This window comes from Streptomyces sp. NPDC048504 (genome assembly GCF_043200035.1).
GTDB lineage: Bacteria > Actinomycetota > Actinomycetes > Streptomycetales > Streptomycetaceae > Streptomyces.
This window is the reverse complement of the sequence record NZ_JBICXA010000013.1, coordinates 304,174-318,598: the sequence shown is the minus strand read 5'-3', so window position 1 is coordinate 318,598 and position 14,425 is coordinate 304,174. Positions and strand designations below refer to the sequence as shown.

General features: G+C 71.4%; 14 protein-coding genes. 3 read left to right on the top strand and 11 right to left on the bottom strand.

The annotated features are described in order from the left end of the window. Window positions 1–214 precede the first annotated feature (214 nt). The gene (locus ACGFY9_RS30760; RefSeq protein WP_393759518.1) at window positions 215–1,039 is read right to left on the bottom strand and encodes a DUF4190 domain-containing protein; all 825 of its coding nucleotides are present in this window, start codon (window positions 1,037–1,039) and stop codon (window positions 215–217) included. A 497-nt stretch (window positions 1,040–1,536) separates the two neighbouring features. On the opposite strand from ACGFY9_RS30760, the gene ACGFY9_RS30755 reads away from it, so the two are divergent. Both ACGFY9_RS30755 and ACGFY9_RS30750 read left to right on the top strand, forming a co-directional pair. Continuing rightward, a complete protein-coding gene (locus ACGFY9_RS30755; protein ID WP_393759516.1) occupies window positions 1,537–2,616 on the top strand; it encodes an adenosine deaminase in 1,080 nt (359 codons plus the stop codon). 36 nt (window positions 2,617–2,652) lie between these two features. After that, a complete protein-coding gene (locus tag ACGFY9_RS30750; RefSeq protein WP_393759514.1) occupies window positions 2,653–3,339 on the top strand; it encodes a glycerophosphodiester phosphodiesterase in 687 nt (228 codons plus the stop codon). Window positions 3,340–3,461: 122 nt separating this feature from the next. Here the strand turns inward: ACGFY9_RS30750 and ACGFY9_RS30745 are convergent, their stop codons facing one another. Continuing rightward, window positions 3,462–5,453, bottom strand: a complete 1,992-nt coding sequence (locus tag ACGFY9_RS30745) for an RNA polymerase sigma factor (RefSeq protein ID WP_393759512.1) — start codon at window positions 5,451–5,453, stop codon at window positions 3,462–3,464. A 19-nt stretch (window positions 5,454–5,472) separates the two neighbouring features. Further along, window positions 5,473–6,762, bottom strand: a complete 1,290-nt coding sequence (locus tag ACGFY9_RS30740) for an alginate lyase family protein (RefSeq protein ID WP_393759510.1) — start codon at window positions 6,760–6,762, stop codon at window positions 5,473–5,475. Window positions 6,763–7,013: 251 nt separating this feature from the next. Between ACGFY9_RS30740 and ACGFY9_RS30735 the strand changes: the two genes are divergently transcribed. Continuing rightward, complete coding sequence (locus tag ACGFY9_RS30735; RefSeq protein WP_393759508.1) at window positions 7,014–8,165, top strand: serine hydrolase domain-containing protein; 1,152 nt, start codon at window positions 7,014–7,016, stop codon at window positions 8,163–8,165. On the opposite strand, the gene ACGFY9_RS30730 is transcribed toward ACGFY9_RS30735, so the two are convergent. From ACGFY9_RS30730 to ACGFY9_RS30695, 8 genes are all read right to left on the bottom strand, one after another. Next, window positions 8,158–8,685 (bottom strand): hypothetical protein, encoded by a 528-nt coding sequence (locus ACGFY9_RS30730; protein ID WP_393759507.1) that lies wholly within the window; start codon window positions 8,683–8,685, stop codon window positions 8,158–8,160. The two genes, ACGFY9_RS30735 and ACGFY9_RS30730, sit on opposite strands and share 8 nt — an antisense overlap. Before the next feature lie 92 nt (window positions 8,686–8,777). Further along, window positions 8,778–9,533, bottom strand: a complete 756-nt coding sequence (locus ACGFY9_RS30725) for a carboxylesterase family protein (RefSeq protein ID WP_393759505.1) — start codon at window positions 9,531–9,533, stop codon at window positions 8,778–8,780. 83 nt (window positions 9,534–9,616) lie between these two features. Beyond that, window positions 9,617–10,090, bottom strand: coding sequence for a hypothetical protein (locus ACGFY9_RS30720; protein ID WP_393759503.1), 474 nt, complete (start codon window positions 10,088–10,090; stop codon window positions 9,617–9,619). After that, the gene (locus tag ACGFY9_RS30715; RefSeq protein WP_393759501.1) at window positions 10,074–10,565 is read right to left on the bottom strand and encodes an RNA polymerase sigma factor; all 492 of its coding nucleotides are present in this window, start codon (window positions 10,563–10,565) and stop codon (window positions 10,074–10,076) included. The genes ACGFY9_RS30720 and ACGFY9_RS30715 overlap by 17 nt, the downstream gene beginning before the upstream one ends. Before the next feature lie 47 nt (window positions 10,566–10,612). Continuing rightward, window positions 10,613–11,236, bottom strand: coding sequence for a class F sortase (locus tag ACGFY9_RS30710; protein ID WP_393759499.1), 624 nt, complete (start codon window positions 11,234–11,236; stop codon window positions 10,613–10,615). Beyond that, window positions 11,233–11,634, bottom strand: coding sequence for a sortase-dependent protein (locus tag ACGFY9_RS30705; protein ID WP_393759497.1), 402 nt, complete (start codon window positions 11,632–11,634; stop codon window positions 11,233–11,235). The genes ACGFY9_RS30710 and ACGFY9_RS30705 overlap by 4 nt, the downstream gene beginning before the upstream one ends. 170 nt (window positions 11,635–11,804) lie before the next feature. After that, window positions 11,805–13,226 (bottom strand): dihydrolipoyl dehydrogenase, encoded by a 1,422-nt coding sequence (gene lpdA, locus ACGFY9_RS30700; protein WP_393759495.1) that lies wholly within the window; start codon window positions 13,224–13,226, stop codon window positions 11,805–11,807. 96 nt (window positions 13,227–13,322) lie between these two features. Then, window positions 13,323–14,399 (bottom strand): ABC transporter permease, encoded by a 1,077-nt coding sequence (locus ACGFY9_RS30695; protein ID WP_393759493.1) that lies wholly within the window; start codon window positions 14,397–14,399, stop codon window positions 13,323–13,325. Window positions 14,400–14,425 lie beyond the last annotated feature (26 nt).

Sequence of the window (14,425 nt, the reverse complement as noted above, 5' to 3'; positions counted from 1 at the left end):
CCCCCCCCCCCCCCCCCCCCCCCCCCCCCCCCCCCCCCCCCCCCCCCCCCCCCCCCCCCCCCCCCCCCCCCCCCCCCCCCCCCCCCCCCCCCCCGCTCCCGTTCGTCGGCGGCTGTCGGCTCGTGGGTTATCCCGGCCCGTCCGTGATCACGGGCGCGGGCGCACCCTCGGCGGGGTAAGTGCGGGCCCGGCTGCCGTGCGGGTGCGGTGGGGGTCAGACCTGGGGCGGGACCGGGGCCGTGAAGCTGGGGGCGGAGTTGTAGAAGGGGTCCGTGTCCGAGGTGTCGGTGCTGTCTCCGTGATTGATGGCGAACACGATGGTTGCGATCAACGCGGCGACCGTGAGGACACCGAGGACGGTCCCGATGATGCCCGTGATGAAACCCGCCTGGGCCTGACCGCGGTTCGTGGCCTCGCCCCGGTCGGCCCGCTTCTTGCCCTTGACGCCGAGGATGATCGCGGTGACACCGAGGACGAGGGAGACGATGCCGTAGATGCAGAACAGGCAGCAGGACAGGATGCCCAGCACCATCGCCGCGGTGCCCATGTTGTTCTGCGGGGCCATCGGCATACCGGGCCAGCCGTAGCCCTGCGGGTAACCGGGGTAGCCGTAGCCGTTGGGCATGCCGGGACCGGACGGCATTCCCGGGCCGCCGGGCATTCCGGGACCGGGGCCGTTCGGTGGGCCGGGTTGGGCGTAGCCGCCCGGGGTGTTGGGCTGGCCGTAGCCGGGAGCGCCGTAGGCGGGGAGGCCTGGGGGTGTGCCGGGTGGGCCGTAGCCGGGGGCACCGGGGGCCGCGCCGGGTGCCGCGGAACCAGGCGGGGCGAAGCCCTCGGCCGGCATGGCGGTCACCGTGGCCTGGTTGTGCACGGACGGTGACTGCGGCTGCGGCGGGGGCTGGAGCTGGTCCTGCGGGTGGGGCTGGTGGCCGGGGGTGGGCGGCTGGGCGCCCTTCTCCAGCGATGGCCTGCTCTCCGGCGGTGCCCACGGGTCGCGGTTCGCGCCCGCGCCGGCGTCCGGCTGTGTCTCGTCCCCCACGTTCCGTCCCCGTCCCCGTCGGTCCTTCGTCAGAGCGACCATGCTAGAGCGTTCCGCTGACGGTCCTGCCACCTGGGCTGTCATGGATGACGTCAGCATCGGCGACGCTGGTTCCAGGCGGGGTCGGCCGGCGAGCAGGACGGACGCCGTCGCCGACCAGCGGCACACGGCACCACCACCGAGCCACCGACGCACCTGCGCCCTCGCCCCCTGACCCGGCCCACCCCGATCCTCTAAGGGGCGCGGGGCTGAATCGATATGCGGCTCCGCCGCGTGAGCGCGACCAGCCCCCACGCACCCGCACTCCGCACCCAACCCCAACCACCCCGCCCCGCATCCCCCCATCAACCGCCGAGCAACCCCTGCCCACCGCCTCCCCCACCCAGGCACTCCACGCCCCCTCCCCCACCCCGGCCTACGATGATCCCGAGTCAACGATCAGCCGATCACCCGCGTCCCGCTCGGCACTGCCCGGGGCGCCGTTCCGGGGAGGAACCTTGTCCGACCAGAGCTCCGGCCACAGCGCCGTACCCGCCGCCGGTCAGGCCCGTGACCTGCATGCCTTTATCGCCGGGCTGCCGAAGGCCGAGCTGCATGTCCATCACGTCGGCTCCGCCTCCCCGCGGATCGTCTCGGAGCTGGCCGCCCGGCACTCCGACTCCAGGGTGCCCACCGACCCCGAGGCCCTGGTCGACTACTTCAGCTTCACGGACTTCGCGCACTTCATCGACGTGTACCTGTCCGTCGTAGACCTGATCCGCACGCCCGAGGACGTACGGCTGCTGACCTACGAGGTCGCCCGGGACATGGCCCGGCAGCAGGTGCGGTACGCCGAGTTGACCATCACGCCGTTCTCGTCGACCCGGCGTGGGATCGACGAGCGGGCCTTCATGGACGCGATCGAGGATGCCCGCAAGGCGGCCGAGGCGGAGTTCGGGACCGTGCTGCGGTGGTGCTTCGACATTCCTGGCGAGGCGGGTCTCGAAGCCGCCGAGGAGACCGTGCGGCTCGCGACCGACGATCGCGTACGGCCGGAGGGGCTGGTGTCGTTCGGGCTCGGCGGGCCGGAGATCGGGGTGCCGCGGCCGCAGTTCAAGCCGTACTTCGACCGGGCCGTCGCCGCTGGCCTGCACTCCGTGCCGCACGCCGGCGAGACCACCGGCCCCGGGACGGTGTGGGACGCCCTGAACGACCTGCGCGCCGAGCGCATCGGTCATGGCACCACCTCCGCCCAGGACCCCAAGCTGCTCGCGCATCTCGCCGAGCACGGCATCGCGCTGGAGGTCTGCCCGACCTCCAACATCGCCACCCGCGCGGTCCGCACGCTCGACGAGCACCCGATCAAGGAGTTCGTCAGCGCCGGAGTCCTCGTCACGATCAACTCCGACGACCCACCGATGTTCGGCACCGACCTCAACAACGAGTACGCGGTCGCCGCCCGCCTCCTCGGCCTCGACGAACGCGGTGTCGCCGACCTCGCGAAGAACGCCGTGCGGGCCTCCTTCCTGGACGCGGCGGGCAAGGCCCGTATCGACGACGAGATCGACACCTACACCTCGGCGTGGCTCGCCCCCTGACCACCGGCGCGCCCTGACAACCAGCAGAATGGGCCCATGCAGAACGTGACCGCCGTGGGCCATCGCGGCGACCCCTACCGTGTCCGCGAGAACACCATCGACTCGCTGCGTTCCGCGCTCGACCAGGGCGCGGACGCCGTCGAGTTCGATGTACGGCTGACCCGTGACGGCGTCCCCGTGCTGCTGCACGACGAGACGCTGCAACGGCTGTGGGAACTGGACCGGCCGCTGAAGTCGCTGTCGGTGGACGAGGTGCGCGGGCTCACGGACGGCCGGGTGCCGACGCTGGTCGAGGCGCTGGCCGCGACCGAGGGCAGCCGGGTGATGGTCGATCTGCCCGGCCCCGCCGACCCGCGGGCCGCGCGCCGGATCGTGGACGAGATCCGCGCGTGCGGGGCGGAGGACCGCGTGTACTACTGCGCGGGCGCCGACGCCATGCTCGCCGTCCGCGCGGCCGACCCGTCCGCCGAGATCGCCCTGACCTGGACCTCGCTCGCTCCCCCGCGCCCCGCGGTGCTGGAAGCGGTACGGCCGCGCTGGCTCAACTACCGCTTCACACTGGTCGATCGGGACCTCACCGCCCGCGTCCACCGCGACGGCTACCTCCTGTCGGTATGGACCCCGGACACCCGCCGCTCGATGCGCCGCCTCCTCGACATGGGCGTCGACTCGATCACCACCAATCGCGTCGACGTGCTCTGCGGGCTCAGGAAGAAGGGCTGAGGGACGCGCTGCCGCGGCTGGAGTTCAACGGGCTCGTGGCGCGGCGGTCGTACGGCGGTTCACCACCCCGTGTGGAGTACGAACTCACCGCGCTGGGGCGGACGTTGCTGCACCCGGGACGACTACACGCGCGAGCGCTGAGCCACCGTCGCCGGGTCGGCCGGGGTCGTGCGAGTGAGGTACTGCGGTACCGGGGTGTTGTCCTTGCCGGTGTCCCGGGTCAGGCCGTAGCGGGTCGCGCCCTGGGCGGGGCCGGTGGTGATGTCCTTCTCCACGGCGTCCCAGGTGGTGGGGAAGACGTTCAGGCCGTAGTCGGCGCCGCGTTCGTTGACGGTGAGGGTGACGCTGCCGTCGACGTAGAAGTATTCGTTCTGCCACATCTGTTGGGTGCCTGTGGGCAGGACGTCGTAGCCGGTGGTGGAGCTGCCCATGCCGGTGGCGGTGGTGTCGGTGGTGCTGACCGGGTCGTCCATGCGGCGGCCGCCGCCCGAGGCCACGTGGAAGAGTTTGCCCTTCAGGGCGGTCCAACTCGGCATGACCAGCGCGCCGTTGCGGTACTGCGGCGATATCTGCCAGCGGACGAGGACGTAACCCTGGCCGCTGAGCGTCACGTTGTCCCCGCGATGGTTCATCGTGGCGTGCGCGCCGCCGGTGCTGGTCACGCCGGATGCGGGGCGGTGCGGGAGCGCCGCGGGCGGGGTGGTGGGGGCCGGCGCCTGGTCCACGGCGTCGACGACCGAGCCGTAGGGGCCGGTGGTCGTCTTCGTCGGGGAGGTGGACGGGGAGGGCGACTCGGATGTGGACGGTGCGGGTGATGCGGGGGTCGTGGGGGTGCCGGTTCCCGGGCCGGGTGTGGCTGCGGCGGTGGGGGTGAGGGACTTCGGGGGTGGATCGTTCGGGGACTGGGTGACGACGTAGACACCGCCCGCGGCGATCGTCGCGCCGGCCGCCACGGCGACGGCGGGCTTGGTCAGCGCCCCGAGCAGCTTGGCGGACCAGCCGGCGGGAGCACCGGCCGAACCGGCGATCCCGGCGGAGCCTGCCGCCCCGGAAGCTCCCGAGACTCCCGCCGAACCCGCGACGCCGGAAGCGCCGGCGGCCCCCGCCGAACCTCCGATGCCCGAAGCACCTGCGGCGCCGGCGGTCCCGGCCGCCCCCGCCGAGCCCACGGAACCCGCCGCTCCTACGACTCCCGCCGAGCCGACCGCGCCTGCGGAACCGGCGACGCCCGCAGCACCAGAAACCCCGGCCGCCCCGCCCACCCCACTCGCCCCAACCCCGAAGGCAGCCCCGGCAACCCCCGCCGCGGCCGCCGCCGTCTTCGCCCCGAACGCCAGCGACAGTGTGAAGCCGAGCGGGAGCGGGACGAGGGCGATGCCGACAAGGAGGCGTTCCGCGGGTACGACGGACTCGCGCGGGTCGCCGCAGTAGGCGCAGCCGCGCAGGTGCCGGGCCAGGCGTTTGCGCCAGACCGAGTCGCGGCGGCCGTCCCAGCGGGCGGTGAGGTCACGGAGGTCGGGGCAGGCGCCGTCGAGGGCGCGGACGACACCTCGGGCGGTCTCCAGGCGTTCCTTCATGCGCTGGACGCGGACCGCCGCGTGCTGGCGGCTGATGCCGAGCGCCGATGCCAGTTCGCGGCGGGTGAGTTCGCCCGCGACCTCCAGCCACCACAGGGAGAGGAGCCCGCGGTCCTCGTCGTCGAGCCAGCGCACCGCCTCCGCGACCTCGCGCCGCTGGCCCTCCAACTGGAGCCGCAGGACGGTGAGTTCGGCGAAGTCGGCGGCGTCCCCCGGTAGCCCGTCCGGCAGTTGGCCGGGGGACTTCCGGCGGCGCGCCCGGTCCCGTATCTGGCGCATGGCGATCGCCACCAGCCAGGAACGGAAGCTGTCGGGGTCGCGGAGCGAGCCGAGGTGGTCGACGGCGCGGAGCATCGTCTCCTGGACCACGTCGTCCACGTCCGCATGGCCGTTGAGGGCGCGGCCGACCACGTTGTAGACCAACGGCAGCCAGCCCGCGACCAGTTCGTCCAGCGCCCGCCGGTCACCGGCCTGCGCCGCCGCGATGGTGGAGTGCCACTGCCGCCCGTCCACGTCGCCCCTCGCCCTCCCCGGCATCACCCGATACCGCCCGATGTCACTTGCTGTACAGCAGCGTCCCGAAGCCCAGTTGGTCGAAACCGCCGCTGTTCGGGCCGTAGTCGCCGCCACCGCCCTCCGCACGCACCTTCTCAGCCATGAGGGTGATGAACGGGGTGGAGAGGCGCCGTCGGCGGGCGTAGTGGTTGTACAGAATCTCCCAAACCGGGCGAACGGCGCCCCGGGCTATGTCGGAGATCACAGGCTGTTCCATGTACTTGCCGTTGCCCTGACCGCTGCGCCAGCCGTACGTCGTGAAGGGCACGGCCGCGCCGAGGTTGTACTTGGCGACGTATTCGGCGGCCTTCATGAACCGGTTGTCGAGGTAGCCGTAGAGGTCGACGTCCTGGTTCCAGGCCATCTCGCAGATCGCGCCCATGAGGCCCATGCCCATCATCGTGTGGCCCTGGTCGCGGCCGCTCTCCTGCCACTGGGCGAGGTCCTGGCCGGCATAGACGAAGGGGATGGCGTGCTTGAACGAGCCGTTGCCCGCGCCGGACTTCATGTAGGTGACGGCGCGCTGGAAGGCGGCGCGGTCGTCGCAGAGGATGCCGGTCGCCATGAGCGAGGCGACGTTGCAGAGGTCCCAGTTCGCCCAGTAGTTGCTGATGTTGGCGGTGTTGTGGTTGGTGAGGAAGTCGATGTTCATCGGCTTGAACACCGTGAGCATCATCTTCTTGAAGCGGGCGAACTCGAAGTCCGGGTGGTCGCGGACGAGTTCGGCGGCGTTCGCGAACTGGTAGCCGTAGATGCCGGAGGCCAGGAAGCGGTCGGCGTTGCCGTTGACCGAAGTGAGCGTGGCCGACCAGGCGTTGAGGATGGCGACGGCCGTGTCGCCGTTGGCCTTGGTGCCGCCGATCTGCCAGCGCAGGGCGTTCTGGTAGGCGGCGTGGATGTCGTTGTACATCGTGACGTAGTTCTGGCCGGTGCCTCCGCGCACGACCACGGCCTGCGGGCGGGGCTGCCAACCGCTCGCGGAATGGCGGTTGTCGGTGAGCCGCGTCCAGCCCTTCAGCCAGGGGTCCTTGCGGGCGGCGACGCGGACCTTGGCGCGGTGCAGGTCACCCGCGTTGTGCAGCATGCCCGGGTGTACGAGGGCCTGCGGGCGGGCGGTGGCAGTGCCGACGGCGGTCGCTGTCCCGGACTGCGCGGCGTCCGCCCCACCGCCGGAGAACGCGGCGATCCCGCCGCCGACGACTCCCGCCGCCGCGACTCCGCCGCCAAGGGTGAAGAGGCCCCGGCGGGTGAGGCGGTGCCTGTTGGTGGGTTTGCGTGCGCTGGTGGCCATGTGGGTTGGCTCCGGTGCGTGAGGAGACTGGGGACGCAGAGGGAGACGGAGTGAAGGACTCCGCGATAACAGTTTTTCCGGCGCCGGGTCGGATCGGTCCCGTAGGGGGCATCCCTGGCAAACCCCGTGTGCGGTGCGGCAGTTGCTCCGGGTAGCACCAGGGGCGGGTGCCCTCCTCGCCGACGATCCGCCTACGACCGCGCGGGACGAGGCTGATCACCGACAGCCACCGGAGATCCCAGGAGCAGCCGATGCGCCCCCGTCGTCGCACCACCGTCCTCTCCGCCTCCCTCGTACTGGCCCTCGCGGCAGGCCCCTTGGCCGCACCCGCGTTCGCCGCGCCCCCGTCGGCCACCGCGCGGCAGACGGCCGCACCGGACGCCGAAGCGCTGCGCGCCGCGCTCGCCGGGCTCCCGGACTCCGACGCGACGGCGGCTCTCGTACGGGTGGGAGGCACGGACGGGACCTGGCGCGGCAGTTCGGGTGTGCACGATCTGGAGAGCGGTGCCGCCGCCGACCCCGACGCGCGCTTCCGGGCGGGTTCGACGACGAAGGTGGTGACCGCGGCGACCGTGCTACGGCTCGCGGCGCAGCGGAAGGTCGACCTGGACACCCCGATCCAGCGCTACCTGCCAGGGCTGCTCACGAAGGCCTTCGAGCCCGTCTCCGTACGGCAGTTGCTCAACCACACCAGTGGCATCCAGGCCGGCGACGGTTTCGGGGACGCCTTCGAGGACCAGTACGCGCACCGCTTCGACACGCTCACGCCGAGGCAGGTGGTGGCGTCGGCGCTGGCGAAGGGCCCGGAGTTCCGGCCGGGCGAGCGGCAGGACTACCTCAACATCAACTACACGATCCTCGGCCTGCTGATCGAGAAGGTGACGGGCCACTCGTACGCCTCGGAGGCCACCCGCCTGGTCCTGCGCCCGGCGGGCATGCGGGACACCTACTTCCCCGGTACCGACCCGCGCATCCTCGGCCCGCACAACCACGGCGACCAGACCGTCCAACGGCCCGACGGCACAACGGAGTTCGTCGACGTCACCGACTGGAACCAGGCGGACCGCTGGGCGGCCGGCGACATGATCTCGACGACCGCCGACCTGGAGCGGCTGATCACTGCGCTGTTCCGGGGCCGGATCGTGCCGGGCCCGCAGCTGAAGGAGATGTTCACGGTCCCGGCGGGGATCGAGGGCGCGAGCTACAGCGCGGGGCTCCAGCGCTTCGAGTACGGCGGCACGGTGTACTGGCTCAAGTCGGGCTCCCGGTACGGCTACAGCACGGTCGTCCTCGCCACCCGCGACCTCTCCCGCACCCTCGTCTACTCGGTCAACTCGACGGACGCGAAGGGCGAGTCGATGAACGCGGTCGCGGAGCGGATCGCACTGGCGGCGCTCAAGTAGCCAGGGCGGAGGCGGCGGTTGGAGCGAGTGTCACGGCCTCCAGGCGCTTGATCTTCTTGCGTACGACGTACAGCGGGACGATCCCGATGACTCCGAAGGACATGTCGATCACCGTCCACCAGAAGGGAATCCCGCGGATCGGCCCGCAGATCAGGGCGAGCGGAACGATCCCGGCGCAGGCGATCATCCCGAACTCCACGACCCAGATGTTGCGGACCGGGTCGCGGTAGGGGCCGTAGAAGGCGACCGCGATGACGAGGTGCGCGAAGGCCAGCCAGTCCGTGCCGTAGAGGAGGAAGGGGTATTCGGTGTCGGCGGTGTCGAGTCCCCGTCGCACCCGCACGATCCAGTCCATCAGGGTGGGCAGGTAGTGCGGCACGGACAGGGACCTCAACACGTCCTCGGTCCAGCGGAGTTCATGGACCAGCGGGAAAGCGGTGGCGCCGCTGAGCACCAGACAGACGACGAACAGGACCAGCCAGGCGCGGATGCCCTTCAGGAGGGCGGCTCTGTCGTTCATGGCGGCAGCGTACGCCTAGAATTGAACACGTTCAAAATAATCCCCGAAAGCCTTCTCCGCCGCGTCACCACGCGTCCCAGTGCAGCACCTCCTCACGAGGGATACGACGGGCCGGGCGGAAATCCGTGCCGAGGGTGTACGCGACGGGGATCGCCGGGGCCTCGTGGATGTGCTCGTAGAGGTGCGTGGCGCCGGAGTAGACGCGCTCCATGTGTGCGACACCGGCGCGGCGCACGTCGCGCTCCGGGACGGGGGCGGAGACGCCCGGCGTGCTCACCCCAGCCCCGCCACACCTCGGCGAGGGCGGCCCGCCGCTGCGGGTCGGTGACGGTGACGACGATCGCGCCCGTCTGCTGGGCGAACTTGCGCGGGTTGGTGTCCTGGCCTGCACCGCCGGAGAAACCGCCGCCGTGGATCCACACGACGACCGGGGTGTCGGCCCGACTCCCCTGCGGGGTATAGACGTTGAGGTCGAGGCAGTCCTCGGTGGTGATCGCCTTCTCGTAGCCGGGGTCCCAGCCGGAGGCCTGGGCGCAGCGGTCGCCGAAGCGGGTGGGGTCGCGGATGCCGCTCCAGGCGGAGGCAGGCCGAGGGGCGGTCCAGCGGTGGGCGGCGGTGGGGGTGGCGGCGTAGGGGATGCCGAGCCATTCGTCGTATCCGGTCTGGGCCTGGCCCCTGACCTTGCCGGTGGCGGTGGACACCACGAGAGATGAGTGTGCCGAACTCCCTTGTGCGGGAGGGGACTTCAGTACGTGGACGGCGATCGGGGACAGCAGCCCGAGGCCGAGCACGCTCACGGTTGCCAGAGCGGTGCGGACTCTGCTGCGGAGTGTGGTCGTCCTTCCCATGACCCACTTGTGTAACGTCCCGGCAATATTGTCGGCAAGATGCACGACATGATTGACTGCAATTGCCCCTGCGGGCGCGGGAGTTACCGCCCGGCGACCGACGAAGGCGCCGACGAAGGCGCCGATGCCGTTGCCGTCGGGGCCCTGGACGGCTCCATGGTGGGGACGAGTGTGCGGCTCGGTTTCCGGGAGTCGGCGGGGGAACTCGGGCTCGCGCTCGCCCTCGGAGTGGGGGCCTTCGTCGCGGACGGGTCCTGGGACGGCGGGGCCGCAGGAGCGCTGCTCGCGGGCGGTGGGGCGAGGGGGACCGTGGGGGTCGTAGGGGAGTCGTGGTGGGCCAGGCGGAACGGGAGGGCCGCGAGGACGATCACCGCGCAGGTCGCGCCGGCGCCGACCGTCGCGCGGAGCAGGCGGCGGCGGTTCGCGCCGCGGCGGATCGACTCGTAGCGGCCGGGGGGTGGGCCGAGGTACTCGGAGGAGGGGCGCAGGATGACCGTGAGGGGGTCGTCGGGGTCGATGTCCGGGCCCTCGTCTCCCTCGTCAAAGTGTGTGGTCAAGGCTTCTCCTCAGGTGGGCGCGGAGCAGTTCGCGGGCCGCGTGGAGGTCGGCCTTGATGGTTCCTTCCTTGCGTCCGGTCAGCACGGACACCTCCCGGATCGGCATGTCAGCGTAGTAGTGCAGGAGGATCGGGACGCGCAGCCGTTCGGGCAGGGACTGCACGAGCAGCCGTACCGAGGGGTCTTCCTGTTCGGCCGGTGGGCGGACCGCCTCCTCCGTGGTGGCGCGGCGCACGGCCCGGCGTTCGCGCTCCAGTTTGCGCCAGTGGTCCCGGACGAGGTTGGCCGCGGTGACATAGAGGAAGCCGCGGGGTTCCGTCACCTTCGTCCACCGGGCCCAGAGCCGGGTGAACGCCTCGGAGGCGATCTCGTGCGCCGTCTCGTCGTCGTCGACGAGACGGCGGCACCAGCCGGCGAGGCGCGGGTAGACGGCGGCGAACAGTTCGGACGCTGCCCTCTCGCGGGACCGTTTCAACGCTCTCCATGGTCGTGACGTGCGAAGTGACTACGGGGTACGGGAGTTCAGCCGGTCAGCGTGGCGAAGACGATCACGTTGTCGAGGTATCCCGTACCGGTGCGGGTCCCGCCGCAGGTGATGAGACGCAGTTCGGGACGGTCCACGTTCCCGTACACCTCGTCCGACGGGAACTCGGCCTTGGCGACCGTCCGTACAGAGGTGACGGTGAACGTGGCCGTCTTGCCGTTCTCCAGGCCCGCCTCGATCCGGTCGCCCTCGCGCAGCTTCGCGAGATGGCGGAAGACGCCGTCCCCGTACGCGCCGACGGTCACATGCCCGAGGATCACCGACGGCCCGGTCTGGCCGGGGGTCGGCGAGTGCCGGTACCAGCCCGCCCGGTCGTGCGCGGTGATCGGCGGCACCTGCACGGTGCCGTCCGAGGCCAGCCCCAGCCGCATGACCGGGGTGTCGACCCCGATCGCCGGGACGCGCAGGGTGACCGGGACGGAACGCGCGAGGGCGTGTGCCGTCTTGCCGGACGGTGGCGCGGAGGACTGTCCGGACGGCGTCGAACTCCCTTGCTGCTGAGGGGCGTTCGCGGCCGAGGTCGTCCCGTGCCCGCCGCCGCAGCCGGCGAGCAGCGTTGCCGTCGCCGCGGTGACGAAGGCGCGCCTGGAGAGCGAGGTCATACGCCGGTCGTCCTCCGGCGCCGTACGACGACGAAGGCGCCGCCGCCGACGACCAGGGCGGCGGCTCCCCCGCCGACCAGCGCGGTCGTCAGGTCGTCGGACGACTTCGACACCGGCGTGACACCGGTGTCCGGGGCACCGCTGGGGACCACGGCTACCTGGCTCGGGGCCCGGGTGGGCTCGGCGGACGGTACGGCGGAGGGTGTGGAGCTCGCGCTCCGGGTGGGTTCTGCGGTGGGGGCCGGGGTCGGCGCCTTGGTGGCGCTCGGCGCCGCGGACGGCGAGGCGGACGGGGCGCGGGTCGGGGACGCGGAGGCCCCGGCCGCGAACGCGGGCGCGGTGGACGCCAGGACCGCGCCGCACGTGAGTGCCAGGGCGCTGAGGACAGTTCGGCGCATGAATCGCTCTCTCTCGTCGGCCGCCCCACCGGGTCCGTCGGACGGTTCGGCGGTGGGGCGGGTTGTTGATCGAGCGGAGAGACGAGGCAGCGGGAGGGTGGGTTGTAAAGAGCTGGCAAAGTCGTTCGGGCGGCGACTCGGCAAGCGGGGAAGGCCGGTTGACCCGTGCGTCACATGTTGATCATGTGTCCCGCGAGGCCGTGCACCGCCTCCTTCACCGCCTCGCCCAGCGTCGGGTGGGCGTGCACGTTGCGGGCGACCTCGTGGACGGTGAGGTCCCACTGCTGGGCGAGGGTCAGTTCGGGGAGGAGTTCGGTGACGTCGGGGCCGATGAGGTGGCCGCCGAGGAGTTCGCCGTACTTCGCGTCGCTGATCAGCTTCACGAAACCGGTGGTGTCGCCGAGGCCGTGCGACTTGCCGTTCGCGGTGAACGGGAACTTCGCGACCTTGACGTCGTGCCCCAACTCCCGTGCCTGCGCCTCGGTGTAGCCGAAGCTGGCGATCTGCGGCTGGCAGTACGTGGCGCGCGGGATCATCGCGTAGTCCAGCTCCATCGTCTCCGCGTCCGCGAGGGTCTCGGCGGCGATCACCCCCATCGCCTCGGCCGCGTGCGCGAGCATCAGCTTCGCGGTGACGTCGCCGATGGCGTACAGGTGCGACACGGACGTACGGCAGTGCCCGTCGACGTCGATCGCGCCGCGCTCGGTCAGCCGTACGCCCGTGTTCTCCAGGCCGTAGCCGGTGACGTTCGGGGCGAAGCCGATCGCCTGCAACACTTTGTCGGCCTCCAGGACTTGCTGGGCGCCGTCCTTGCCGGTGACCGTGACGCGGACCTGCGGGCCCGACTCGTCGATGGACTCGACGCGGGTGGAGGTGAGGACGTCGATGCCCAACTTGCGGTACTGCTTGGCGAGTTCGGTGGAGACCTCGACGTCTTCGAGGGGCGCCATGCGGTCCAGGAACTCGACGATCGTGACCTTCACGCCGTAGTTGTGGAGCACGTACGCGAACTCGATGCCGATCGCGCCGGCGCCCGCGATGACGATCGACCGCGGCAGGTCGTCGGCGAGGATCTGCTCCTCGTACGTCACCACGCGCGCGCTGCGCTTGGTGCCGGGCAGCAGTCGGGGGGTGGCGCCGGTGGCGATGACGCAGTGCTCGAAGCCGATCGTGCGCGACTCGCCGTCGTAGCCCGCCACTTGGAGCGTGTGCGGGTCGAGGAAGGTGCCGCGGCCGTCGATCTCCGTGATCTTGTTCTTCTTCATCAGGTAGTGAACGCCCTTGACCCGGCCGTCCGCGACCCGGCGGCTGCGGCGGAACGCCTCGCCGTAGTCGAAGGAGACCTCCCCCTCGACCTTGATGCCGAAGGTCTTCGCCTCGCGGGTGAAGATGTGCGCCAACTCGGCGTTCCGCAACAGGGCCTTGGTCGGGATGCAGCCCACGTTCAGACAGACACCGCCCCAGTACTTCTCCTCGATCACGGCGACCCGCTTGCCGAGTTGGGCGGCACGGATGGCGGCGACGTAGCCGCCGGGGCCGGCGCCGAGTACGACGACGTCGAACCGCTCGTCCTGCGCGTCCTGCTGGTCCATCGAAAGATCCTTTCCCACGGTGAGGTCCATGGCCTTCTGGAGATCCTCTACGGTGTCCAGGATGCCGCGTTCGTCGGCGGATCTCGCGCGGCGAGGTCAGCCCGCCGCCGGCTCGGGCCGCGGGACGTGCCCCTCCCCCGCGCCCGGCACCGGAGTTCCGCGCCGGTACACGTCCTTGAGGTAGAGCACGAGGATCGCGCCGAGCACCCACACCGGGAGGATCACCAGGGCGCGGGAGAGGCCGTCGTTCTGGAAGCGGGACAGGCCCTGCATCGCGCGGACGCCGACGCCGACCGGCAGGATCTCGGAGAGCGGGCGCAGCCAGCCCGGCAGGTACGCCGCCGGCATGATGCCGCCGCTGCTGCTGTTGCCGAGGATCAGCATGAGGATGGAGGCGAGGGTGACGCCCGCCGAGCCGAACAGCCGCAGCAGGACCATGGTCGTGGCCGCGACGGCGGCTCCCATCAGGGAGATCACGACGACAAGCGGCACGAAGGAGCCGGGCAGCGCGCCGAAGCCCGTGCTGCCGGCGATCGTGGCGATCAGGAGACCGCCGACGACGCCGAACAGGGCCAGGCTGGCCATCCGCCAGCGGTACTGGAGGCGTGGCGCGAGCTGGTAGGTCGTCATACCGAAGAGGTAGCCCGCGAGGACCAGGCCGAAGGCGGCGTAGAAGACGGAGAGGCCCCGGGTGTCCCCCGCGGCGGCCGGGGCGACGTCCTCGACGGCGAGTTCGCGGTTCTCCGCGTGGGCCACGGAGCCGAAGGCGGTGGTCACGGTCGCGGTGACGGCGGCACCGTTGGCGCTGCCGTAGAGGAGCTTTCCGTCGCCGAGGTAGGCGGCGTAGACCTTTCTGTCCTGTACGGCGTTCCGGGCGGCGGTCTCGTCGGGGTAGGTGTCGACGGTGAAGCCGCCCGGGGCGACGCGGTCGAGGTCCTCGTTCAGGTGGGCCTGTGCCGTGCCTATCTCCGTTGTGCCGACGCGGAGTTGGTGGGGGCTCGGGGCGTGGAAGGCGGCGAGGTAGACGCTGACGAACACGGCGCCGATCAGCAGGACGACCGCCACGGGGAGCAGGACGGCACGCAGGTTTCCGGGGCCCGGGGGTGGGTGGGCCACGTCCAGGGCGTGCTTGTGCGGCTGTCGGGCGGTGCGGGTGACAACTTGCTGGGACATCGGCAGCGGTCCTAGATTAGAAGGCA